This is a genomic window from Pseudomonas sp. 10S4 (assembly GCF_034344865.1).
In the GTDB taxonomy this organism is placed as follows: Bacteria; Pseudomonadota; Gammaproteobacteria; order Pseudomonadales; family Pseudomonadaceae; genus Aquipseudomonas.
The window spans coordinates 5,482,516-5,504,444 of sequence record NZ_CP133774.1 but is presented as its reverse complement, the minus strand read 5'-3'; the positions used below and the strand labels follow the sequence as shown (position 1 = coordinate 5,504,444).

At 55.1% G+C, this 21,929-nt stretch carries 17 protein-coding genes and 4 pseudogenes; 16 read left to right on the top strand and 5 right to left on the bottom strand.

Annotated elements, in window-relative coordinates; translation table 11 throughout:
- The first annotated feature begins 18 nt into the window (after positions 1 to 18).
- The 6 genes and pseudogenes from RHM58_RS25845 to RHM58_RS25815 all read left to right on the top strand — a co-directional run bounded on the left by RHM58_RS25845 (position 19) and on the right by RHM58_RS25815 (position 9,901).
- On the top strand, positions 19 to 2,904 hold the full coding sequence (locus RHM58_RS25845) for a type VI secretion system tip protein VgrG (RefSeq protein WP_322268593.1): 2,886 nt from the start codon (positions 19 to 21) through the stop codon (positions 2,902 to 2,904).
- Positions 2,901 to 7,228: pseudogene (locus RHM58_RS34140) on the top strand (RHS repeat-associated core domain-containing protein); the annotation flags it as partial. The gene RHM58_RS25845 and the pseudogene RHM58_RS34140, both read left to right, overlap by 4 nt.
- Before the next feature lie 218 nt (positions 7,229 to 7,446).
- On the top strand, positions 7,447 to 7,698 hold the full coding sequence (locus tag RHM58_RS25830) for a hypothetical protein (RefSeq protein ID WP_322268591.1): 252 nt from the start codon (positions 7,447 to 7,449) through the stop codon (positions 7,696 to 7,698).
- A 22-nt stretch (positions 7,699 to 7,720) separates the two neighbouring features.
- Positions 7,721 to 8,179 carry an SUKH-3 domain-containing protein gene (locus RHM58_RS25825; protein WP_322268590.1) on the top strand — a complete coding sequence of 153 codons (459 nt, stop codon included), beginning with the start codon at positions 7,721 to 7,723 and terminating at the stop codon, positions 8,177 to 8,179.
- Positions 8,180 to 8,248: 69 nt separating this feature from the next.
- A complete protein-coding gene (locus tag RHM58_RS25820) occupies positions 8,249 to 8,512 on the top strand; it encodes a PAAR domain-containing protein (protein ID WP_011333757.1) in 264 nt (87 codons plus the stop codon).
- Positions 8,513 to 9,547: 1,035 nt separating this feature from the next.
- The gene (locus RHM58_RS25815) at positions 9,548 to 9,901 is read left to right on the top strand and encodes a hypothetical protein (protein ID WP_322268589.1); all 354 of its coding nucleotides are present in this window, start codon (positions 9,548 to 9,550) and stop codon (positions 9,899 to 9,901) included.
- Positions 9,902 to 10,013: 112 nt separating this feature from the next.
- On the opposite strand, the gene RHM58_RS25810 is transcribed toward RHM58_RS25815, so the two are convergent.
- Positions 10,014 to 10,223 carry a hypothetical protein gene (locus tag RHM58_RS25810; RefSeq protein WP_322268588.1) on the bottom strand — a complete coding sequence of 70 codons (210 nt, stop codon included), beginning with the start codon at positions 10,221 to 10,223 and terminating at the stop codon, positions 10,014 to 10,016.
- A 334-nt stretch (positions 10,224 to 10,557) separates the two neighbouring features.
- Here RHM58_RS25810 and RHM58_RS25805 point away from each other — a divergent pair.
- The 3 genes and pseudogenes from RHM58_RS25805 to RHM58_RS25795 form a co-directional block, all read left to right on the top strand.
- Positions 10,558 to 10,629, top strand: a pseudogene (locus RHM58_RS25805) (LysE family translocator); the annotation flags it as partial.
- Positions 10,619 to 10,765: pseudogene (locus tag RHM58_RS25800) on the top strand (IS3 family transposase); the annotation flags it as partial. The pseudogenes RHM58_RS25805 and RHM58_RS25800, both read left to right, overlap by 11 nt.
- Before the next feature lie 202 nt (positions 10,766 to 10,967).
- Positions 10,968 to 12,149, top strand: a complete 1,182-nt coding sequence (locus RHM58_RS25795; RefSeq protein ID WP_322268587.1) for a hypothetical protein — start codon at positions 10,968 to 10,970, stop codon at positions 12,147 to 12,149.
- Positions 12,150 to 12,299: 150 nt separating this feature from the next.
- Here RHM58_RS25795 and RHM58_RS25790 read toward each other — a convergent pair whose 3' ends face one another.
- Both RHM58_RS25790 and RHM58_RS25785 read right to left on the bottom strand, forming a co-directional pair.
- The gene (locus RHM58_RS25790) at positions 12,300 to 12,509 is read right to left on the bottom strand and encodes a hypothetical protein (protein ID WP_322268586.1); all 210 of its coding nucleotides are present in this window, start codon (positions 12,507 to 12,509) and stop codon (positions 12,300 to 12,302) included.
- Complete coding sequence (locus RHM58_RS25785) at positions 12,493 to 12,684, bottom strand: MbcA/ParS/Xre antitoxin family protein (protein ID WP_322268585.1); 192 nt, start codon at positions 12,682 to 12,684, stop codon at positions 12,493 to 12,495. The genes RHM58_RS25790 and RHM58_RS25785 overlap by 17 nt, the downstream gene beginning before the upstream one ends.
- Before the next feature lie 410 nt (positions 12,685 to 13,094).
- Here RHM58_RS25785 and RHM58_RS25780 point away from each other — a divergent pair, with 410 nt between their 5' ends.
- Entirely contained in the window at positions 13,095 to 13,310 is a 216-nt protein-coding gene (locus RHM58_RS25780) for a hypothetical protein (protein ID WP_322268583.1), read from the top strand.
- A 212-nt stretch (positions 13,311 to 13,522) separates the two neighbouring features.
- Here RHM58_RS25780 and RHM58_RS25775 read toward each other — a convergent pair whose 3' ends face one another.
- Positions 13,523 to 14,422 (bottom strand): LysR family transcriptional regulator, encoded by a 900-nt coding sequence (locus RHM58_RS25775; protein WP_322268582.1) that lies wholly within the window; start codon positions 14,420 to 14,422, stop codon positions 13,523 to 13,525.
- A gap of 140 nt (positions 14,423 to 14,562) precedes the next feature.
- On the opposite strand from RHM58_RS25775, the gene RHM58_RS25770 reads away from it, so the two are divergent.
- The 3 genes from RHM58_RS25770 to RHM58_RS25760 are packed head-to-tail and all read left to right on the top strand — an operon-like array spanning position 14,563 to position 17,661.
- Positions 14,563 to 15,327, top strand: coding sequence for an SDR family oxidoreductase (locus RHM58_RS25770; protein ID WP_322268581.1), 765 nt, complete (start codon positions 14,563 to 14,565; stop codon positions 15,325 to 15,327).
- A 20-nt stretch (positions 15,328 to 15,347) separates the two neighbouring features.
- On the top strand, positions 15,348 to 16,163 hold the full coding sequence (aroE, locus tag RHM58_RS25765; protein ID WP_322268580.1) for a shikimate dehydrogenase: 816 nt from the start codon (positions 15,348 to 15,350) through the stop codon (positions 16,161 to 16,163).
- Positions 16,164 to 16,218: 55 nt separating this feature from the next.
- A complete protein-coding gene (locus tag RHM58_RS25760) occupies positions 16,219 to 17,661 on the top strand; it encodes an MFS transporter (protein ID WP_322268579.1) in 1,443 nt (480 codons plus the stop codon).
- Positions 17,662 to 18,155: 494 nt separating this feature from the next.
- Here RHM58_RS25760 and RHM58_RS25755 read toward each other — a convergent pair whose 3' ends face one another.
- Complete coding sequence (locus RHM58_RS25755; RefSeq protein ID WP_322268578.1) at positions 18,156 to 18,503, bottom strand: hypothetical protein; 348 nt, start codon at positions 18,501 to 18,503, stop codon at positions 18,156 to 18,158.
- Positions 18,504 to 18,687: 184 nt separating this feature from the next.
- Between RHM58_RS25755 and RHM58_RS25750 the strand changes: the two are divergent.
- The 3 genes and pseudogenes from RHM58_RS25750 to RHM58_RS34135 form a co-directional block, all read left to right on the top strand.
- Positions 18,688 to 19,528 (top strand): annotated as a pseudogene (locus RHM58_RS25750) (recombinase family protein); the annotation flags it as partial.
- 1,332 nt (positions 19,529 to 20,860) lie between these two features.
- Complete coding sequence (locus RHM58_RS25745; RefSeq protein ID WP_322268577.1) at positions 20,861 to 21,301, top strand: hypothetical protein; 441 nt, start codon at positions 20,861 to 20,863, stop codon at positions 21,299 to 21,301.
- A 313-nt stretch (positions 21,302 to 21,614) separates the two neighbouring features.
- On the top strand, positions 21,615 to 21,926 hold the full coding sequence (locus RHM58_RS34135) for a hypothetical protein (RefSeq protein ID WP_416195274.1): 312 nt from the start codon (positions 21,615 to 21,617) through the stop codon (positions 21,924 to 21,926).
- Positions 21,927 to 21,929 lie beyond the last annotated feature (3 nt).

Below are 21,929 nucleotides of genomic sequence, written 5' to 3'. Positions count from 1 at the left end.
TTGCGCGAGGAACAAGGGATGTTCTCACCGGCCAATCAGCCTCATTTCAACCTGACCGTCAATGGCGTGGACAGCGACTTCCAGGTGCTGTCGTTCACCGGTCGCGAGGCACTCAACACACCCTTCGAGTTCGAGCTGGAACTGGTTAGCGAAAAGGCCTCGATCAACCTCGAAAGCCTGCTGCACAAACTGGCGTTCCTTCAGCTCTCGCCAAGTGGAACGGGCATTCACGGACTGGTCTACAGCATCGCCCAAGGCGAGGCGGGCAAGCGTCTGACCCGTTACCGGATTTCCTTGCGCCCGCAAATGGCGTATCTCGCGCATCGGGTCAACCAGCGCATTTTCCAGCAGATGACCGTGCAGCAAATCATCAGCCAGGTGCTCGAAGAGCACGGCATCCTGGCCAGTGATTACCACTTTCAACTGAGCGCGGTGTATCCGGAACGAATCTACTGCGTGCAGTACGACGAGTCGGATCTGCACTTCGTCCAGCGTCTGTGCGAGGAGGAGGGGATTCACTACCACTTCCAGCACACGGCCAGCGGACACAATTTGACGTTCGGTGACGACCAGACCGTGTTCCCGAAACTGGCGCCCGTGGCTTATCAGCAGGACTCCGGTCTGGTGGCCGACGTATCGGTCATCAAGCGATTCGGCTTGCGCCTGACCACGCGCACCAGCCGCACGACGCGCCGGGATTACGACTTCATCAAGCCGAAGATCGAGCTTGAGAGCGATGCCAAAAGCTCGGCCTCGCCGGATCTGGAGGATTACGACTATCCCGGCCGTTTCGTGGATCGCGACCGTGGCCGCCACCTGGCCAACCGTGCGCTGGAACGCCACCGCAGCGACTACCGCCTGGCCGAGGGCAACAGTGACCAACCGATACTGGTCACCGGCCACTTCCTGGCGCTGACTGGCCACGCCAACCCTACCTGGAACGACTTGTGGTTGCTGACCGAGATCTTCCACGAAGGCAAGCAGCCGCAAGTGCTAGAAGAGTCGGTGACCAGCGATACCACCGATCACAAAGACGATTTCCACCAGGGCTATCGCAACCGCTTCAGCGCAATCCCGTGGGACGTGCCGTACCGCCCGCCGTTGGATCATCCGAAACCGAAAGTGCTCGGCTCGCAGAGTGCCGTGGTCACCGGCCCGGAAGGCGAGGAGATTTTCTGCGACCAGTATGGCCGTGTGAAGGTGCAGTTCTTCTGGGATCGCGAAGGTGAGCACGACGACAAGACCACCTGCTGGATGCGCGTGGCCTCCAGTTGGGCTGCCGAGACGTTTGGCTCGATCAACATTCCGCGCGTTGGCATGGAAGTGCTGGTGTCGTTTCTCGAAGGTGATCCCGATCAGCCGTTGATTACCGGTTGCCTGTACCACGGTGCGAACCTGCCACCGTACAAACTGCCGGACTTCAAGACCCTGGCCACGGTCAAGAGCAAGGAATACAAGGGCAGCCGCGCCAACGAACTGCGCATCGACGACACCACCAGCGAGATCAGCATCGCGCTGCGCAGTGACCACGGTGCGAGTGCGATCAACCTCGGCTACCTGACTCATCCGCGTCCTTCAGGTGGACAGCCACGCGGTGAAGGTTTCGAGCTGCGCACCGACCGCCACGGCGCGGTGCGTGCCGGTGCCGGTCTGCTGATCACTACCGAGCCGCGTCCGAACGAATCCAAGCACCACAAGGATCTGCCGGAGACCGCCGAACGCCTGGCCACGGCCAGCGATCAGCAGGACGGTTTCGCCACGCAGGCCAAAGAACTGCAAGCACAGGAAGCGGGCGATCAGGACGACGTGGCCAAGGCGTTGCACGCGCAGCATCAGGGCGTGCTCGGCAGTGGCCCAGCGAACCTCACCGCTAACGAATTTCCCGAGTTCACAGAACCGCACCTGGTGCTCGCCAGTCCGGCAGGCATCGCCCTGACCACACCGCGCTCAAGCCACATCGCCACCGGCGAACACTTGGCGCTGAGCAGCACCGGGCACACCAGTTTTTCCATCGGCAAACGCCTGCTGGCCAGTGCCAGTCGTGGCATGCGCCTGTTCGTGCAGAGCATGGGCTGGCGGCTGGTGGCGGCGTCCGGCGACATCGACGTCAAGGCGCTCAAGGACAGCATCAACCTGCTGGCCAAGCTCAACATCACCGCCAACGCCGACCGCATCACCATCACCGCCAAGACCGAACTGGTGATCCAGGGCGGCGGCAGCGCCACGACCTACAACGCCGGCGGCATCACCCACGCCACCAGCGGCCCGTACACGGCGCACGCGGCGAACTTCGCCTACACCGGGGCCAAGAGCCTGGCGGGCGTGTTCCCGGAACCGCCGAAGCCAGGCAAGGGTAATCTGGAGTTGTTCAACCAGTACGCCGGTCGCCAGGGGATTAAGGAAGGCGACTACGAAGTCATCGACGCCCTCGGCAAAAGCATCAAGGGCAAGCTTGACGCCAAGGGCTTCGCCAGCGTCGCCAGCGCCGCACCGGGGCCCGCGCGTGTGTTGTTCGGCAAGGATCCGGCGGACACCTGGAGTGAGGGCAGCTATATCGGTAAACCGGAATGGCCGTTGAGTCCACCAGGGGCCGAAGACGTGCCGAGTCAGGTGCAGGCGATGGTCGCGCAGGTGTTGCCGAGCAAGAACTGGGATGTTTTGGAGAAGGGCAAGGACATGGTGCAAACAGGGATGAGTGCGATGCAAACGGCGCACCAAGTGAAAGGCGTGGTGCAGGGCGGGGTGGCCGGGCTTCCGAAGCTGGCGAGTGCGGCAATGCCGAGCGCATCGAACATCCTAGGCGCCGCGAGCAAGAGTGGCCAGTTACCGGCGCTTCCCGCACCGACGCTTCCCAAACCTTCCTTGAAAACCCCGGGCCTGTTGGCGGGTGAGATGCTGTCATGACCACTGAAAGTGCTGCTGTAAAACGTGAACCTCAGGTTGCCATTGTTCCCCTGAATGCCATCGACATTCAGGATGTCGCCAGCGGTGCAGCGACTTTCGATGCCTGGCTTCAATCCGCTAGTGGCGGGGTGGTCACTCTTGACCGGATCAAGAACGTCGCCGGCGCCTTACCCGTGGTGGGCAACATCATGGCGTTGGTCGATGCGCTGGGTGACATCGTCACGCTGTCGAACGCGCAGAAACGTGATCTGCTCGCTTGGGCCAGTCTCGGTATCAACCTGATCGGTGTTTTGCCGCTGCCACCGGCGATGGCAGCAGCCCGTATGACGTTGCGCCCAACACTGTTTCTGGTACGTCAGGAGATGAGGGCCAGCAGTAAAATGCTGATCAGTTCGTCGGTCATCGAGATCCTGATCGGGCATTTGAACGAGTCCATCATCGGCACGCTCGACGATTTCGTTGACCAGGCCAAAGGCAAGCTGCCGGGCATTCTGGCGGATGCCGGCAAGCTGGGTGAAGACGTTATCAACGAGATTGCCAAAGGCCTCGACACGGTTGCCAATGGCAAGCTCGATGCCAAGGGTGATGCGCAGGCGGCCAGCCAAAAAATCAGCGCTGCTGGCAACCAGCTCCTGAACGATCCACTTGCGGCGATCGACAATATATTCGGAGCCGCTGCCAGCGCGTACAAGGCTGCTGGCAAGGGCTTGGCCAACAGCGCGGCCGATCACCTGCTTCCCGATGATGTGAAGAAGCGGGTTGCCACGGAAACCGCAAAACTGCGGGCGATGGGCCCGGAACTGCGTACTCAGTTGAGCAAGCTGGATGATGAGTCCGTCCAGAACTCCATCGGCTGGTTGCTGCTGATCCTCTCCAGCGCCGTCACACTGTGGCGCAAGCGCAATGCCCATGGCCAGAGCGCCGCAGTCCATACGGAGAAGACCAATCAAGCCACGCACACGGCTTCAGAGGGCCAGTTGGGTGTTAACCAAAAGCAAGCTCCGGCGAAAGGCGCGCCCAATCCAAAGAAAGGCCCCTGCGAATGCGCCACGGACTTTAGCATCAATTTCGCCTTGGGTTCGGAAAGCCTCAGCCATACCGATTTCAGCTTGCCCGGCCCATTCCCGATCGAATGGACACGCACTTACAACTCACGCCTCGACGCCTACGATCAGGGCGAACTCGGCGCCCGTTGGATCAGCGAGTTCACCACACGTTTCGACTGCGTGGATGATGGCCTGACCTTCTACGGCGCTGACGGCCGTGACCACAGCTATCCGTTGCCCAAAGTCGGTCTGTTTCACTACGACACCATCGAAAACATCACCCTCGTTCGTGCTAGCGAAGATCAGCTATTGCTGTGCCATGGTTTCGAACGCAAGGAAACCTACGTCCGTCGTGGCCAGCGTTTTGTGCTGACCAACATCTCGCTGCGCAACGGCGCCGGGATCATGCTGCACTACGAGCATCGCCACTGCGAACAGTCGGTGCTTTCGGATCTGATCACGTATCAGGAAAACGACTTCACCAAGGTTCACCTGCACCTCGGCACGATGATCGACGGGCATGGCCGACTGACCGGCCTCTGGGAAATCCGCGACGGCGAACCGCAGCGACAACTCTGTGCCTACCAGTACGATGCTTGCGGCGATCTGATTCAGGCTCAGGATGAGAACGGCGCAGTTTGGTCGTATCAGTACAAGCATCACCTGATCACTCGTTATACCGACCGTACTGGGCGCGGCATGAACCTGGAATGGCAAGGAACCGGCGCACATGCCAAAGCCGTGCGTGAATGGGCCGATGACGGAAGCTTCGACACGCGTCTGGAGTGGGACGAAAACATCCGTCTGACCTACGTGACCGATGCTCACGGCAACGAGACCTGGCACTACTACGACATCCTTGGCTATACCTATCGGATTCGTCAAGCCGATGGACTATCGGAATGGCTGTTCCGAGATGAAGCCAAGAATGTTGTGCGCCATGTGCACCCGGACGGCACGACAGATCGTTATAGCTACGACGAGCGTAGCAACCTGATCGAACACATTCGCGCGGACAATACCGTTGTGCACTTCGCCTATGACGATCATGACCAAGTGATCAAAATTATGGATGCGGAGGGCGGTCTCTGGCTACGCGCTTATGACGATGTCGGCAACCTGATAGAAACCACCGATCCGCTGGGGAACAAGACGGAGTACGCCTACAACAAGGCCGGTCAACCCACGGCTATCAAGGATGCCAATGGCAACGAGAAGACGCTGGACTACAACGATGCCGGTCAGTTGGTCGAGTACGTCGATTGCTCAGGCAAGGCTAGCGCTTGGGAGTATGACGAACGGGGGCAGATGATCTGCTTCACCGACGCTGCGGGGAGCGCCACCGAGTACGAGTACACGGCTGGACAGGTCGTTTTGATCAAACATCCCGATAAAACCGAAGAGCATTTTGAGCGCGATGCCGAAGGCCGATTGCTGACACATGTCGATGGATTGGATCGCTGCACTACCTGGAGTTATACCGCTGCCGGGTTTATCGCCGAGCGTGTGGATGCAGCCGAGCAGACGCTGCGTTATCGCTGGGATCGACTGGGTCGATTGCAGGCACTGGAAAACGAGAACGATCGTTCGGCGCAATTCCAATACGACCCGATGGGGCGCTTGTTGGCCGAAACCGGTTTCGACTCGCGCATAACCCGCTATCAATATGAACCTGAAACAGGGCGCCTGGCCTCAATCATCAATGGTGACCGAGTTATTGGCATCAGTCTCGACGAGATGGGCCGTGTCACCGAGCGTCGTGCCAGCAAGGAAGAGATGTCCCAGACTGAGACGTTCGCTTATGACGGCAACGGTAATCTGATCCTCGCTGGTAACACTGACAGTCGCGTGCAGTGGTTCCACGATCCGGCGGGCAACCTGGTGCGCGAGCATCAGCATTATCTGGGGCTGGAAAAACCCTTGGTTGCGGTCTGGCAGCATGAGTACGACGTACTCAACCAGCGTATTGCGACCACGCGCCCGGATGGTCATCGGGTCAGTTGGCTGACCTATGGCAGCGGCCATCTCCTGGCATTGCGTCTCAACGAACATGAGTTGCTTGGCTACGAGCGAGATGACATGCATCGGGAGGTGGTGCGCCATCAAGGCAACCGACTGGTACAGACTCAGAAGTGGGATCCGGTAGGACGATTGCAGGAGCAATTGCTCGGAAGAAGTGATGACAAATCCGTACTGCTCAAGCGTGAGTACACCTACGACGGTGCCGGCCAACTGACCGATATCAACGACAGTCGTCGGGGTTCGCTGTCTTATCGTTATGATCCGGTCGGCAGATTGCTCAGTGCCGCGAGCCGTTTGGGTGTAGAAACCTTCGACTTCGATCCTGCGGGCAATTTGCTGGACGAGAGAGCTGCCGAGAGCCGCCGTCCGCTGGAGCTGACACCACCGCGCAGCAAATTGCTAGATAACCTGCTGCGCGAATTCGCCGGCACCCATTACGAATACGACGATCGCGGCAATCAGGTCAAACGCTGGCATAGCGGAGCAAACTGCGAGATGCGCTGGGATCTGTTTGATCGTCTGGTGCATTTCAATGATGCCCGGTTGTCGGTGGAATACGCCTACGACGCCTTGGGGCGGCGCCTGTTCAAGCACTCGAACGTGCACTACAAACAGCGACCAGAGGCCGGCTCGCTGTGGAACAGAAATGAACACGCACGGGCGCAGCGTGAACATGGCTGCGGCTTTACCCTTTACGGTTGGGATGGTGACAACCTGGCATGGGAAAGTAGTCTTGCACAGAAGGATGGCGAGGCGGGGAAAACGGTTCATTACTTCTTTGAACCGGGCACATTCAATCCCGTGGCCCAAGCACTGACGCACAGCGCCATCAAATTGATGGGATTGCCAAGCTATGACGAGGACTACAGCCTTGATCAGGATCCGCTGTGGAATCACTCACCGGTATCCCCGCCAGTTGATGTCCTGACGTGGTATCAGTGCGACCACCTGGGTACGCCGCAAGAGCTAACGGATCAGAACGGTGAGGTGGCGTGGAGTGCGCAGTACAAGGCTTGGGGGAGGTGCGGGAGCAGCGTTCTGAATGGGCGCGGCAGCAAGGTATTGCGAACCCAATTCGATTCCAGGGGCAGTATCATGATCATGAGACTGGTCTACATTACAATCGGCACCGTTATTATGATCCTGCGAATGGTCGCTTCGTTAGCCAAGACCCTATTGGCTTTGCGGGTGGGTTGAACTTATATGCTTATGCACCAAACCCAGTAAATTGGATTGACCCGCTTGGGTTAGCAAAATCTGGTCGTTGGGAGCCGGTTGGCAATGGCCGGATTCGAATAGACCCACCGCATGTGGAAAATACGAACCAACAGGTTCATGCTCACTGTCAATGCAAGTCAAGGAAGGCTGAAGTTGTAGTGAATAAGGATGGATCTCAGAGTCATGGTACGCGGGGTAGCGTCTCTGAACTCACGCGAAAAGAAAAAGATTACCTTCGGGAACAAGGTTTCAATCTATGAAAAAGTTAAATAAATTCAGTGTGCACGGAACCGCTGTCGGGAGTGATAAAAATATTCAGCTGGATGAGGTTTCGATTCTTGCTGATCCACAAACGATTAGAGAACTTGGTGTTTTTCTTATTAACGCATCATATGAGATGTCAGCGCATGGTCTTGAGCATATGCACCTTCAAGATATCGTGGAAGACTTCGACTATGAAGCGAATGTGGACTTTATAGCACTCAATAATTGCTTGGTGAAATCGTGACCGGACGCTGAACGTGCTCCCAATGATCGAGCTTCCTGAGAGCCTGCGCCCACTGTTTCTCGCCGCAGGCTGGCCCACCCCTTGCACCGAACCAGTAGCGTGTTACGTCCCACCGGAACATCCTGCCGCTGCTCTACTTGAGCAGCTGGTCGGGGTGCAGGTGGGCATCTGCAGCGCAGGGGAGGAGTGTGCTACGAGCGATGTCGCCTTTGGTACATTTGAATATCTGCATGATAGCGAGGAGTTCCTTGAGTGGCAGCAACGCCTAAGCAGTACCTTGGTGAGCATTGCCGAAGTCCAACACGGCCATGGCGCGCTGTTGATGGACGAACAGGGTTGCTGCTACGTCTTGAGCCTCATTCACGACGGGCTTTGGATACAGGGACTGAACTTTATTCAAGCGATGGAAAACCTGATATTTGGCCGTAAGGGCGGTGAGCCGGTGCGACTCGCCACGCCAGGCGCGATACCGATCATTTGAGTTGCACTAGGTACCCAAGCTGACGAAGACGTTTGGATGGCTGAGTAACTTAGTCAAAGGAGTGACGACATGAAAGACGCAATCCGTTTGGGCGACTCCACCACACACGGTGGCAAGGTGCTCGAAGCCTTCTCCCGAACCGATCTCAACGGCAAGCCGATTGCCGGGGTCGGTCACAAGGTCAGCTGCCCGTTGTGCAAAGGGATTTTCCCTATTGCCGAGGGCAGCAGCACCTACACCGTTGATGGAACCCCCATCGCTCTGGACGGGATGAAAACCGCCTGCGGGGCGGCACTGATTGCCAGCGGCCCTAAAGGCGCCGTCGTCAGCTGAATTTCTGGCTTTTATTTGGCTTTATTGCTCCCGAGCGTGGCTTTCAGTCGGGCGCTTGGTGGAGAGCTTGTGCCTTACACAACACTTTTTGCTCCCCCGAGCCTACTGGCTGGTAAGACGCCTCTATGGCTGAAAAGTAGCCACACTTTGGCTCATCCACGCTGGTGGGGTTTCCAGCCTTGATGCCTTGCTCCCAAAGCCACGACATGACTTTCAGCGGTAGGCTCGCCGGCGAAGTGCGTCTGCGTCCAAGTGAAGCTTAAGCAGTCTGTTGCAGCTTCCCGTGTCATCTCCGGGAAGATCTTGAACACCATATCGCCGATGCCAGCCTCCCTTTTCATGAGCATCTCAATGATGGTGCACTCACCGGTTCGGCGGATACTGACAATACAAAGAACTCCTCAGTATAGGAAATACCCTCTAACAATTCCTCGAGCAACTCTCATACCGACTTCGATTATAAACGTGAGCAATCGCATCAAGACGGTTTTAACACCGTCTATTACAAGGGACTGACTACTGTGCTGAAAAATTCTGGATCGAATGCAGGCAAAGGCCCCATGCCCAGCCTCCCATCGCCTGCAAGACCCAACACGCCGCCTGCGAGTCAAAAACTCAGGAGCAGCAAGATTTTTCCTCCAATCGAAAGCCCCCAGGCGTCTTCATCTAGCAGGTTGGTACCATCCCATCGAGCCGCGCCCGCCATCGCTTCAAAACCTGTGCCGTTTTCAATCCCTAAGACCTGCTCCGCGTGCGGAACATATCACCAAGGCCCCTGTGCGCCTCCTCCATCAGCGCCTTCGCTGCAAGCGCCATCCACGGAGGCTGTGACGACCTCTTCAATTCAGTCTGGAACGAAGTTCACGTTATATCGAGCCGACAAGCGAACATACGAAAACCTACAACAATCCTCACCAGGGGCTTCACCGCCTGGGTTCCATTGAATACAGAGCAGGCACGAAAATTTGCGAGTATTTTCGTAGGCGGCAAGGACACCTCTGGCTTGCCTAAACATATTGTTGAGAACATAGGTAAATGGGGGGTAAACCAAAGCTTAACGACTTGTCCACGTACATAAAATACACAAAAGACAAGTCTACGGTTTGGGTCTCTACCGCCATCAATACCGAAGCCGGGGGACAGAGCGCTGGTGCGCCGCTCTATGAAATATCCATGGTTCTGAATGAATTTAAAATCGGTCGAGATGGTCTCGAGCCGCTGCCTGAAGGCAGGAGCAAAAACATGGAGTTCTCACTCTTGCTGGATGGTTCAAGTATTGAAACTTCGCAAGTGATTGCGCTCAATCATGGCCCCAAAGACGATGCTGAAGTCTCGTTCCTCACCAAGATTCCGATGAGCAATATTCAGCCTTACACGGGGGAGGGATGACAGGTATTCAGGGGTAAATGGATGCCGTGAGGTACGACCATTTCAGCGCTGCTGTCACCATCTAACTCATTGTGTGATGGCGGTTCAAACCATGGTTGCCACTCTACCGGGGTCAACCACCAGTAGCGCTTCCGGCTTTTGTTCCATTGAGAACTACGCCAAACAGCACGCTTAAGCGTAAGCGAATATTGAGCTGACGCTTGGGAAGTAAACGCGGTTCGTGCTCGAAGGATCGTCCATTACCAATGGTCGAGATTGCAGCCTCCAAAACGATGGGGAGCGCATAGCGACGATCATGAGTTCTGATCCAGTCAGCACGCATGAATGGGCATGATCCGTATGCCTACCCAAGCCGGGAGCATTTGCCGTTGGCGGTATCAGCATTCATTGGATTGGTAATGGAGAAGCTCAAAGAGGAAGCATTCCCTGCGAGGGTTTTACCCCAGCAAGGTTGATACGGTATTTGGGCTTATGACCGCCAACCGCTGAGGCCAATCAGTACCGCTTCAATACGAAGCAGAACGGTAAGCGTCCGGGGGACACACCTTTCTGAATGCGCCGGCGTGCTGACTGCACGTGCTCCGCTCATGACCCTAAGGACGGTGGCACATGCGGCAGTTCAATAGGATTGACGAAAAATGGTTATGGATATCCATATGAACCTTGCGACGCTAGCGTTATTCCTGCCCGCCTGCTTTGCCCTGAATATGGCGCCAGGGCCTAACAACTGTGCAGGAAGCACAGCGCGACATCAGCCATTTTTTGATGCATCGGTACAACTGGATTCGGCCTCACCAATTCAACGGTGGGCTGACGCCAGCTCGGGCCGAGGAAAAACTTAACGTCGTGTCCGGGATTAGTTGACCACTACAGTGTCTGCTAAAGCTTTTTTGATTTGCCTTCAGTTCGGAATCATTGGGGGGTGTTGGCTGGCAGACTTCTCTGCTTCATTTCCTTTCGTTCTCATCCATAAATCCAATTATTCCTACGCCCCATTTCGGTATCGCTACTCTAGGTTGCAGTTGATGGATCACCCAGCCGCAGCAATTAAAAGGAGTAACATCTCATGCTGTCTCTCGCCCATGCAATCCGCAAAAACTCCGTTTCACTCACCCAAGTGCAATCTGACTACAAACAAAATGTAGTGGCGGTTAACACTGTTATGACCAGCGTGCTGGGATCCAGCCTGCCTACCCTCAACCAAGTGCCTCCCGATTGGCCTGCGTTTGTTAGCGCTTTTGAAGCTGCCAACGGCGACGCCTTGAATTGGGTCAACACGGTTATGGCCCGCTTGCTGAATGTTCCTCAGGACGTCATTGGCTACAACGCAGTGATCAGTCAGGTTCTTCAAGACGCTAAAAATCAGAGCGAGGCACTCATCGCTCAACCCAGTAATCAGGTAGCTTTGGCGACACTCAACCAAGATCTGACCACGCTCACTAGGCAGCTGGGACTGGTGACCTCGTTCATCAGTGGGGCGATTAGCGCCTTACAAAAGTCGAGCGATACGCTGCCTGATATGGCCGCTCAGCTTCAAAGCATCGCTGATAAATCGACGGTCGATGCCAATGCTGACCAAACCCAAATCGACACGCTCAACGCACAAATCGATCAGCTTAAGGCGGATATAAAGAGCCTCACTGCTGCCATTATCGCACTCGGTATTGCTGATGGTGTGGCATTGACGTTGGGTGTAGTGGCGACGATCGCGCTGTGGCCTGTTGGTGCGCTTGTTTGGTTTATGCTCGGCCCAGCCATTGCTGTTGCAAGCACCTACATTGCGCTGGACGCCAAGCAAATTGAAGCTGACAAGGCGACGATTACTGCGACCCTTGCCACCATCCAAGGGATCACTGCCGATGTCGCTACATTGCATGTGTTGGCGCACAGTTTTGCCGACCTTGCTACTCAGTCGGTGGCCATCGAGGCCAGCCTGCAGGCGGTGCTGGCCGAGTGGCAAACTCTTGAAAATGATGTCAACGCGGCAGTAACCGACATCCGATCCGCTATATCTGACGCCAGCGCGAGCAACTTCTCAGCAGTACTCAACGACGTCAATGAAGCCATTAGTGAATGGAACGACTCTTATGCGCAAGCGGGTTCGTTGCAGCTAGATTTGCAGGTCAACAACGCCAACCTCCAATACGGCATGTCGTCGGATCAGGTTCAGACAGCCATGGCCGGTGCACAAACGGTCGATCTAATCAGCTACTACAATCAGGTATCGCTGCAGAAAAAAGTGGCCTGAGTACTCCAAAAAGCCCCGTCATACGGGGCTTTTTTCGACAGGCGAGTTTCGCTGCTGGAATCGTTTCAACCGACAACATCACGCGAAATGAAGATTTGGCTGGAGCCTTGTTTCGGTCGACTGCGAAACAAACGAGGTAAGGGACGTAGCTTAGCAAGCTGAATCTTTAAGGTGCGACACCAAAGCTTCTCTCAATTCGAGCAACGCGTCACGCAGTCGAGAGTCTTCGCGCGCGTCCCCCCACGCAGGTCTGAATTCTTCGACATGCCGGATCAAGGCTTCGCTGTCGTTGGTGTTGAGATCAAAAACGATCATGTTGAGTTCGGTGGGAGGATGGGAGGCGCTAACAGGCGTACCCATGGCCGATTCTTTCAAGTTCCGCTTTCACGAGTTCATATCCCGCTTCAGTGAAAGCCAGCTGCAATGGTGTGCGTCCACTGAAGGTGGTTTTCGGTTGGGTCAACCATGTGGCGGCTTTCGCTTTGTTGCCAAAGAGCTGCTCGGCTTGATGCTGAATCAACCCAACGTAATTCATTTATGGCTCTCGTGAGGATTGCCGACGTCCGTTCGGTTTTAGTTTGCGGTCGAGGTCGATGCTGGGGTCGAAGCGCCCACTCGACATGTTTGGAACTAGGGGGAGTGTTATCGACCTATTGGTCGACTGGAGAGGGAGGGCTCGCTTAAGCTTCGTCACGTACCTCACTCAGCGGTAGCACCTGATGTTGATTGTTGTAATCGCTCATTCGGGCTAGGCCCGGCTTGATGGTAGCGCTTTAGATTCATCACGGGTCGGCGCTACAAGCGTAATCGCCCCCTCATTGGGCGCCCCTCCAGCTGCGTAAAATCAGCCCGAACCGGTGACTCAAAACCATTTAGTGCAACTGAAACACTGATGAAACATTCCGGCCATATGATTCGCGACACCGAAACCTAGGAGGGTTGGAGATGAATCGGCCATCAAGAAGCATGCGCAAACTGCTTGACTCCGTAGCCACCAACAATGAGGTCGCGGCGCTTGATGTGATGCGTGCTGCCGAGCAGCTCCAAGATGAGGTGCTGCGGCAACGATTGCTCAACCTGATTCATCGGCTCAACCAAGATGCCAATGACTTGCGAACAGCACGGGACGATATCCAAGGCGGAGCCATCAAGCTCGCCTGACCCGAGCCCACCACTTTTAAGCTCATCCGCCTAAACCACGCACTAGGTCGCACGATGAACAGCTTTATCTGAATTCTGGTAGTGCTGGACGGCGATGCTTCAAGCTAGCAAACGACGCTTTTTGCTAATTGTGGCCGGCGGTGAGAATCAACAGTCCTAGGCTCTCTTTCCAGGTATTTGATCTGGTGAGTCGAGGTTTCTCCCTACAGCCCCTAAGTTAGCTCAGGACTCGACGCGGGATAAAGTTCGTCTAGCACCATCATCAGCGCCCGCTTGCGCGGGTTTTCCAGACCGAGCCAAGCCACACCGATACCAGCTCCGCTCATGGGCAGAGTCAGTGGTCGAGTCACTACACCGACTGGCAGTGCCGATGCGGCGCCGCTTGGCAAGATTCCGATACCTAGACCGGCGGCCACTAACGCCAACTGGGTGGTGAACTCGCCCATTTCCCGTGCAATGGTCAGGGTAACTTTGCGTCTGTGAAAACCTGCCAGCATTTGGTCATACAAACCCGGAGCGAACTTACGCGCCAGCACTAGTACCGGACACCCGGCCAAGTCCTGAGGTTTTATACGACGTTGAGTGCACAGCGGGTTTTCTTGCGGCAGCGCTACCACCAATGATTCTTCGAAGAGCATTCGTGTGTGCACGCCAGACACGTTCAAGGGCAGGCGTACCAAGCCAAAATCTAGGGCATTGTCCAGCAAGGCCCGAGCCTGTGGTAGCGAAGGCATGTCCTTGAGTTCCAGTTCGATACGCGGGTAGCGCTGCTCCAGCGTACGCACGAGTAGCGGCAATAAGTGCGACAACGTTGAAGACACAAATGCCAGACGCAAGATCCCAACCTCTCCGGCCGCCGCTTGCTGTAACACCTCAAGGGCGCGTCCAGCCTGGCGCAAGGTCGCCAGGGCCTCGGGCAGAAACAGCATTCCCTCCTCTGTCAACTCGACTCGGTGCCGGTCACGCTCGAACAACTGCGCTCCGACATCGTCTTCCAGAGCACGTATTTGCGCACTCAAGGCCGGCTGGACAATGTGCAGGCGCACCGCCGCACGACCGAAATGGAGCTCTTCGGCCAGGGTTGCAAACGCTTTCAGATGCTTGAGTTCCACAACTTCTCCCGATGCAGTACGGCCGCTTGGTGATCACGAAGGGTGATCACGACATCACCATAAACGATTGGAACGCCAGCGCGATAGCGGTTGAAAGTGGCGTCATAGCCCACTCAAAAATTCAGCGCAGGGAGACTTACATGATCGACAGCTTTCGTCTGAACGGGCGTCGAGCGCTGATCACCGGCTCGGTACGCGGCATTGGCCTGGCCTTGGCCCGTGGGTTGGCACAAGCGGGTGCCCAGGTGGTGCTTAATGGCCGCGATGCCGAGCGCGCCCAAGGTGCTTGCGCGCAGTTGCGCGATGAAGGGCTGGACGTCGATTACTCGGTGTTCGACGTGACCGACCACCAGGCCGTCGCATCGGCGGTAGATGCTCTGGAAAACCACTTGGGCCCAATAGACATTCTGATCAACAACGCCGGGTTGCAGCATCGGCAGGCGCTCGAAGATGTCAGTGCCGAAGATTGGCGCCAGCTGATGGGCACCAACCTCGATGGCGTGTTCAATGTGTCCAAAGCTGTCGCCCGCCATATGATCGCGCGCCGACGCGGCAAGATCATCAACATCGGCTCGGTGCAAAGCGAGCTGGCCCGACGCTCCATCGCGCCTTACGCCGCCAGCAAAGGCGCCGTGCGCATGCTCACCCGTGGCATGTGTGCCGACTGGGCCGGTCATGGTCTTCAGATCAATGCTCTAGCCCCCGGTTACTTCCAGACCGAATTGAATCAGGCGCTGGTCGACGATCCGGCTTTCTCCGAATGGCTGGTGCAGCGCACCCCCGCCGGGCGTTGGGGCAATGTAGAAGAACTCTGCGGCGCGGCAGTTTTCCTCGCCTCATCAGCATCCAACTTCGTTAACGGTCAGACCCTTTTCGTCGATGGCGGCTTGACCAGCGTCGTCTAACTCTCGCAAAGGATTCCAAGATGCCTCAATCCCTGCCAACCCTCTGCGGCTCCATCATGGGCTCGCCGTTTTCGCTCTCGGCAAAGATCCACAATGCCGCTTACGCGGCCTTGGGCCTGGACTATACTTTTGTCTGTTTTGGCGTCGAAGATCCTGTTGCCGCTGTAGCGGCTATTCGCGCTCTGGGCGTGCGCGGCATGAACGTTTCCATGCCCTATAAAACTGCAGTAATGCCTCACCTGGACAAGATCGACGAGTCGGCCCAAGTGATTGGCGCGGTCAACACCATCAACAACGTCGACGGCGTACTGACCGGCTATAACACCGACTACCTGGGCGCGATACGCGCCCTGCAGGAAGTCACTGAACTGAAAGACAAACGCATCGCCGTGATCGGTGCAGGCGGCGCTGCTCGTGCGGTGGTTTACGGATGTTTGCAAGCGGCCGCCGAGGTCACCGTATTCAACCGCAGTGTCGAGCGCGGTGCCGTCCTGGCCGAGGATCTGGGTGCCCGGTGGGGCGGCAGCGTCGAGGCGTTCACGGCCAGGAATTTCGATATCGTCATCAATGCCACCTCTGTTGGCTTCAAGCAGCCGGACAGCAACCCGCTGGACGGCCGTCTGGCCAGTCACCTGATCGTCATGGATGTGGCGTTCATGCCGGTGCAAACCGCGCTGCTGCTGCAAGCCACAGCGCTGGAGTGCCGCACTGTGCCCGGCACCCGCATGTTAGTGCACCAGGCGTGTCGGCAAATCGAGTTGTACACCGGGAAAGAGGCGCCCATCGACATCATGGAGCAGGCCATGCTCCAGGAAATACAGCGGTTGAAATTGTAAGCAATCCAACTACCTGTCAATAACAAGATGCCATAAAGGCACCTGGAGTTACCCCATGACTCATGATCATCCAGCATCCGACATCGCCACGATCAGCGACGCGAAAGAGCACAAGAAAGACTTGCACCGCGCGGCTTGGGCTTGCTCTCTGGGCAGTGCCCTGGAGTACTACGACTTTGCGCTTTACACCCTGGCTTCGGCACTGATTTTCGGGCCGCTGTTCTTTCCTGAACAGACCCGCGCCATGAGCCTGATCGCCAGTTTTGGTACCTACTTCCTGGGCTTTGCGATACGGCCGCTGGGCGGGGTACTGTTCGGCATGATCGGGGATCGCGTCGGGCGTAAGTTCGTGCTCGCATCGACCGTGCTGCTGATGGGCATTTCCAGCACGCTCATCGGTGCACTGCCAAGCTTCCATCAAGTCGGCTACCTGGCACCTGTGCTGCTGGTGATCCTGCGTCTTCTCCAAGGGCTGGGCGCGGGTGCCGAACAGGCCGGAGCGGCGGTAATGATGACCGAATACGCCCCCGAGGGCCGGCGCGGTTTCTACGCTGCGCTGCCGTTCCTTGGCATCCAATTGGGCACCATCCTCGCAGCGCTGGTGTATTTCCTGGTGGTCAGCGGCAATGACAACGTGATCGAAAGCGGGCTATGGCGGTTGCCGTTCTTCAGCAGCGTGGTGATCGTTGCGTTGGGCCTGTACATGCGTCTGTCACTCAAGGAATCGCCGACTTTCATCCGCCTCAAGGCGCTCAAGCGCGTATGCGAGAACCCGTTGAAGAGTGCGATGAAACACTCCAAACCCACGTTGTTGATCGGCATCGGGCTGCGCCTGGGAGAAAATGGTGGTTCGTCGATTTACCAGGCCCTGGCGGTGAGCTACATCGTTGGCGTGGTGGGTCTTCAGGGGCCAGTGGGCGTGCTGACCCTTATCTGCGCGGCCAGCCTTGGAGCGATTACCGTGCCGATTGCCGGCAAGCTCAGCGACCGGTTTGGTCGTGTTGTGGTCTACCGGGCCTTCGCGCTGGTGCAACTAGCTCTGGCCTTCCCTGTGTGGTGGGTACTCAGCCTGGGCAATGTCGTAGCTAGCGTCATTGCCATCTCCATCGCGCTGGGTATCGGTACATGGGGCATGTTCGGTACCCAAGCGGCGCTGATGTCTGAATTGTTCGGCTCGCGTCACCGCTACATGGGTGTGTCCATTGCCCGGGAAGCGTCGGCAGTGATCGCAGGTGGCATTGCACCGATGATCGGTGCCGGCATCATTGCCCTGGTGGTGGCGAGCCATGACGGCGACGCCAGCGCAGGTATCGGCGCCTGGCTGCCAATTGCCTGCTACCTGACTCTGCTCACACTGATCACCCTGTACACCACATTCAAGACCCCGGAAACCCTCAATCGCGACCTGGACGAACCCCGGGATGCCTGGGAAATAGCCAGTGCCGGATCACCAGTACATGTCCAGTCCAGAAGCATCAGAAGTACACGAACAGCGTGACGGCGTAAGGGTAGCGATTCGTTCGGCGATGCTCTCAAAGGTAGAGGGCACAAGCGCAATGCCAAATTAGGCGGCGATGTCTATAGCCCTGTGGTGGGCGAGCCGGCCCCGATCCCAAGTAAGTTGCTGCGATTCAGCAATTGGTGCGGCGTTTCTGGATAGCCGCATTAAACACAATCCCGCGGCCACTGAATGGTTGTAAAAAGGAGCTCTAGGTTGGCTGGATGGAGCGGGGCGATTGAAGTAGTTTTGGGTGGGGCCAGTTGCTGTCGCCGGTGCCCCGCAACCAGCTGCTGGCCGCCCTGGTTATCGCCGCAGGGAAGTCATTCACCTTCCCCAAGAAACCATCGAAGACCTGCAATACACCGACAAGGTCTGGTCGTTGTTGTTGCGCTGGGGGACGACGGACACCGCTGGCCCGGTGCGTCACGCGGTCTATCACCCACGGCCTGCCGAGGTGGGATGCAAGTGTGTCACTGGCTTTTTCGGTGGTGTTAGGTCTGTGCTCGGCACATGCATGAATCGATTCTATCTATGGCCATCTGAAGGTTTTGTCTGAGTAGAGGCAGTTCAGAAGCGGTCAATGCCTGAGGCCTTTCTGCCATGCCAAGAAGGGCAGCGAGAGCAAAGTCGGAGTGCTTAACCAAGGCCACTAGGTGCTCACCTCGGGGGCCGTTGCTCCCCGCCATCCAGTTTTTCACTGTTCTCTCGTCCGCATTTGTCCAGCGCATCAGTGTCTTGGTCGCCTGATGGGTTTCTCCAAGCTCCATTTGCAGAGCTCGGGCGATCTCAGCGGCATACTTTTTTTGGGTCAGAAAAGAATTGCCCGTTTTAGTGAACATTTTTCGCTCCCCGGTCTTCTACCTTCTTAAGGGCTATTTCGAAGAAACGCAGTGACTGTTCGCGGCCTGTGACGTGTTACGTCGACCGTGGATCAGGACGAGGGTAATGCCAGTGCGGACGCTCATTGGTGAGGGTGTGGATCACATTGAATCGACTGTAGCCTTGGCTGCGGCATACGCCCGCATGTCTACGGAGCATCAGCAGTACTCGACTGAAAATCAGCTGGACACCATTCGGCAGTACGCGGTCACGCACAGCTTGGAGATTATCAAGGTTTATACGGACGCCGGAAAAAGCGGCCTGCGTCTGGAAGGCCGTGATGCACTCAAACAGCTTTTTTCCGATGTCGAGACTGGTCGTGCGCAGTACTCGACGGTGCTGGTCTATGACGTGAGTCGTTGGGGGCGGTTCCAGGATCCTGATGTCAGCGCAAGCTATGAGGTTCGATGTCGCCAGGCGGGCGTTTCCGTCCAATATTGCGCAGAACAATTCACCAACGATGGCTCTCCCGTCTCGAATATCGTCAAAAGCGTTAAGCGCATGATGGCTGGTGAATACAGTCGAGAGTTGTCGGTGAAGGTCTTTGCTGGGCAATCGCGATTGATCGAGATGGGCTATCGCCGGGGAGGGCCGGCGGGTTTTGGGCTTAGACGTCAATTGGTGGATGCAACCGGACAACCCAAAAATGAATTGGGTCTGGGCGAGCATAAAAGTATTCAGACAGACAGAGTCATCCTGATACCTGGCCCTGCAAGTGAAATCGCGACGGTGCAGCACATTTACCAGCTGTTCGTGGAAGAGGGCAGGAGCGAACGCGAAATAGCTGATTGGCTCAATACTCAGGGCGTACTTAATGTACCGATCCGCATTGTGGTCGCGAGGTGCGGTTCACCAGGTATTGATCAATGAAAAATACATAGGCAACAACGTCTGGAACCACAGTTCCTTTAAGTTGAAGCTGACGCGCAAGCGCAACCGTCCAGAGGAGTGGGTGAGGGCCGACGGAGTCTTCCAGCCAATAGTCAGCGTGATCTCACGCTTCCAAACATTCCTGTCTATGGCGTCGCTGGACTTCGAGGCACGGGTGGAATGGAATAGTTTCCATTCAGGATTTATAGGGTAATCGTGGTAATCCTTGCCGGGGCTGACCAGGAACCGCGGCTGAATGCTAGGACTGGCCCAGTCACTGCCAGGGCTTTGGATAAAGCCCACATAGTCTCTGAAGTCGGCGTCTGTCCAGTCCAGCAACGAGAGGTTGTTCGCGAAACTCCAGTTGAGCATCTTTTCCAGACCGTTGATGGTCTTGTAATACTGAAGGTGTGGCGTCTGTGGACTCCAACTATGAGCAATCCAGTTCAAGTACCTATCGGCGTACCAAGCATTGATGAATGGATGGCGCGACTCGTCAACTTCGTTCAGGCGGGCTGAGACGTAAGCATTGACCGGGAACCGTTTTACTTGGTTGGGCTGCCAATGGTCGTACGATGGAAAGATTGGAAAGGGGATGAGGATAAGCCTTCAAATTGCTGATTTTTTGAGAAACGGGGTTTTGTGCAAACGTGACCGGAGGTTAGTGTAAACGCTGGTAATTCTCTGGATAGCGCTAACTGATTGATTAAATAGAATTTGTGCTAAAAAATGCATTATTTAAGTGGACGAAATAATATTCGTCCACTTATCTTCGCTATTTGAAGTCGTTAAAAAATTAAATGGAAGAATTCGCTTGAATTTCGCGCGTAAGATCTTGGCTGATCTTGCTCTAGTGGTAAGACATCCAACAAACCTCTCAGTAAAAGGACTGAGTTACCCGTTCATGGCGAAGACGCGTTGTAGATAAATTGGTATCGGAAAACCAGCGCAATCAATCCATGAAGATTTTTTCGAAATAAAAAAACAGATAAGTCTAAACAAAAATTATAAGGAGGCGTTGGCGGAAATGCAGATTAAAAGGTTGCATAAATTGACACACTAATTAACCTCATGTTTTTGTAAGGGATTTAAGACACGACCCGCTACGTCAATTATCGTTAAATGAAATAATGTGTAGATTTCCTGCGCTAGTTTTAGAATTATTAGTTATTTTGGCTTCTCGATTATTAGCCATGCCGCTATAAAAAAACTCATAAAAGACAGCCGTGAAAGTCATGGCTAATATTGACAAAAAACTAACTTGTTGATTGCAAAGAGTGAAGCTCTAAGTGTAAGCTGGCTGTCAATTAATAGTGAATTAAAACACGCACTTGCACTGTGGTTAAAAAATTTATCCCCCTTGGCTTGAAGTGTTGTTGATAGTTGATTGTTCGCCGAACATGTGTTGATTATACGAAGTGCCTACAGCTTCGGAAAATCTAAAAGCATGATCGAAAAATCTCGAAAGCAGGAAACGGATGATCAGCAAACTAACGAAGGTCGTAGCGTGGCTGGCGCTCCAATTGTGCCAGCTCCGATGGTTAGAGCTCGAACTGCGGTGGACAACACACCGACCGCTGTATTCGAATCAAGCGCATCGTTAGATGAAGAAATGCTTGCAATCAGTCGCCGTAAAACGCTTAAAGACTTTGAGAGTAGTTTGATATCGCGCAAACATGCTATTGAGTTGTTGGGAGTTGAAAAATCAAGGTTTTACGAGTTGTTAGATAACTTCAGAAAAAGCTCGGACTATAGGGGCTTGGTCAGACAGAAAAGAGGGCCTTCAATAGGCTCTAGCCGTACAACTCAAGAAATGTTAGATATTTTCGAAGTTGCATATCAGAAAAAATATATTGGACTACGTGCAGGCGTCGCAAGTCTGTTTTAGATTATGCGAGTAGGCTTTGCCATAAAAAAGGGCTAAGCCGACCGACCCGGTATGCAGTAAGTAAATTTCTTGCACAAAAGCCAGAGCGAGATAAATTCTATCGCAGATTTGGCAAAGAAAAGGAGACCAGAAATATGATCAGCGAGATGATTTCGTCGATTTCGAGAAACCTCTTCAATCTATTATCATGGATCATACACAGGTTGATGTTTTACTGGTAGACACAGTCCATAGAGATTTGATCATAGGCCGTCCTTGGGTGACGATGATCATTTGCGCAATGACTAGAGTGATACTTGGATTCTATTTGAGTATGACTAATCCTAACGTAATAACAGTGCAACTTGCATTGGTTTCAGCCATTCTTCGAAAAGATAGTTTTTTCAATCCGATGAAAACTGATCCGAATTTATATCCTTTTTGCGGACTGCCGAGTCAGATTTATACTGACAATGCCGCAGAGTTCATCAGTCCGGAACTCATGGCTAAATGCGCTCGCCATGGGATTGATTGGGATCACAGACCTATTGGTAAAAGTGGTACGGCGGAATTATCGAACGTGTTATCGGTGTATTCATGGTTCGGGGAGTTCACTTCTTACCTGGGGCTACCGGTAGTAACGTAGAGG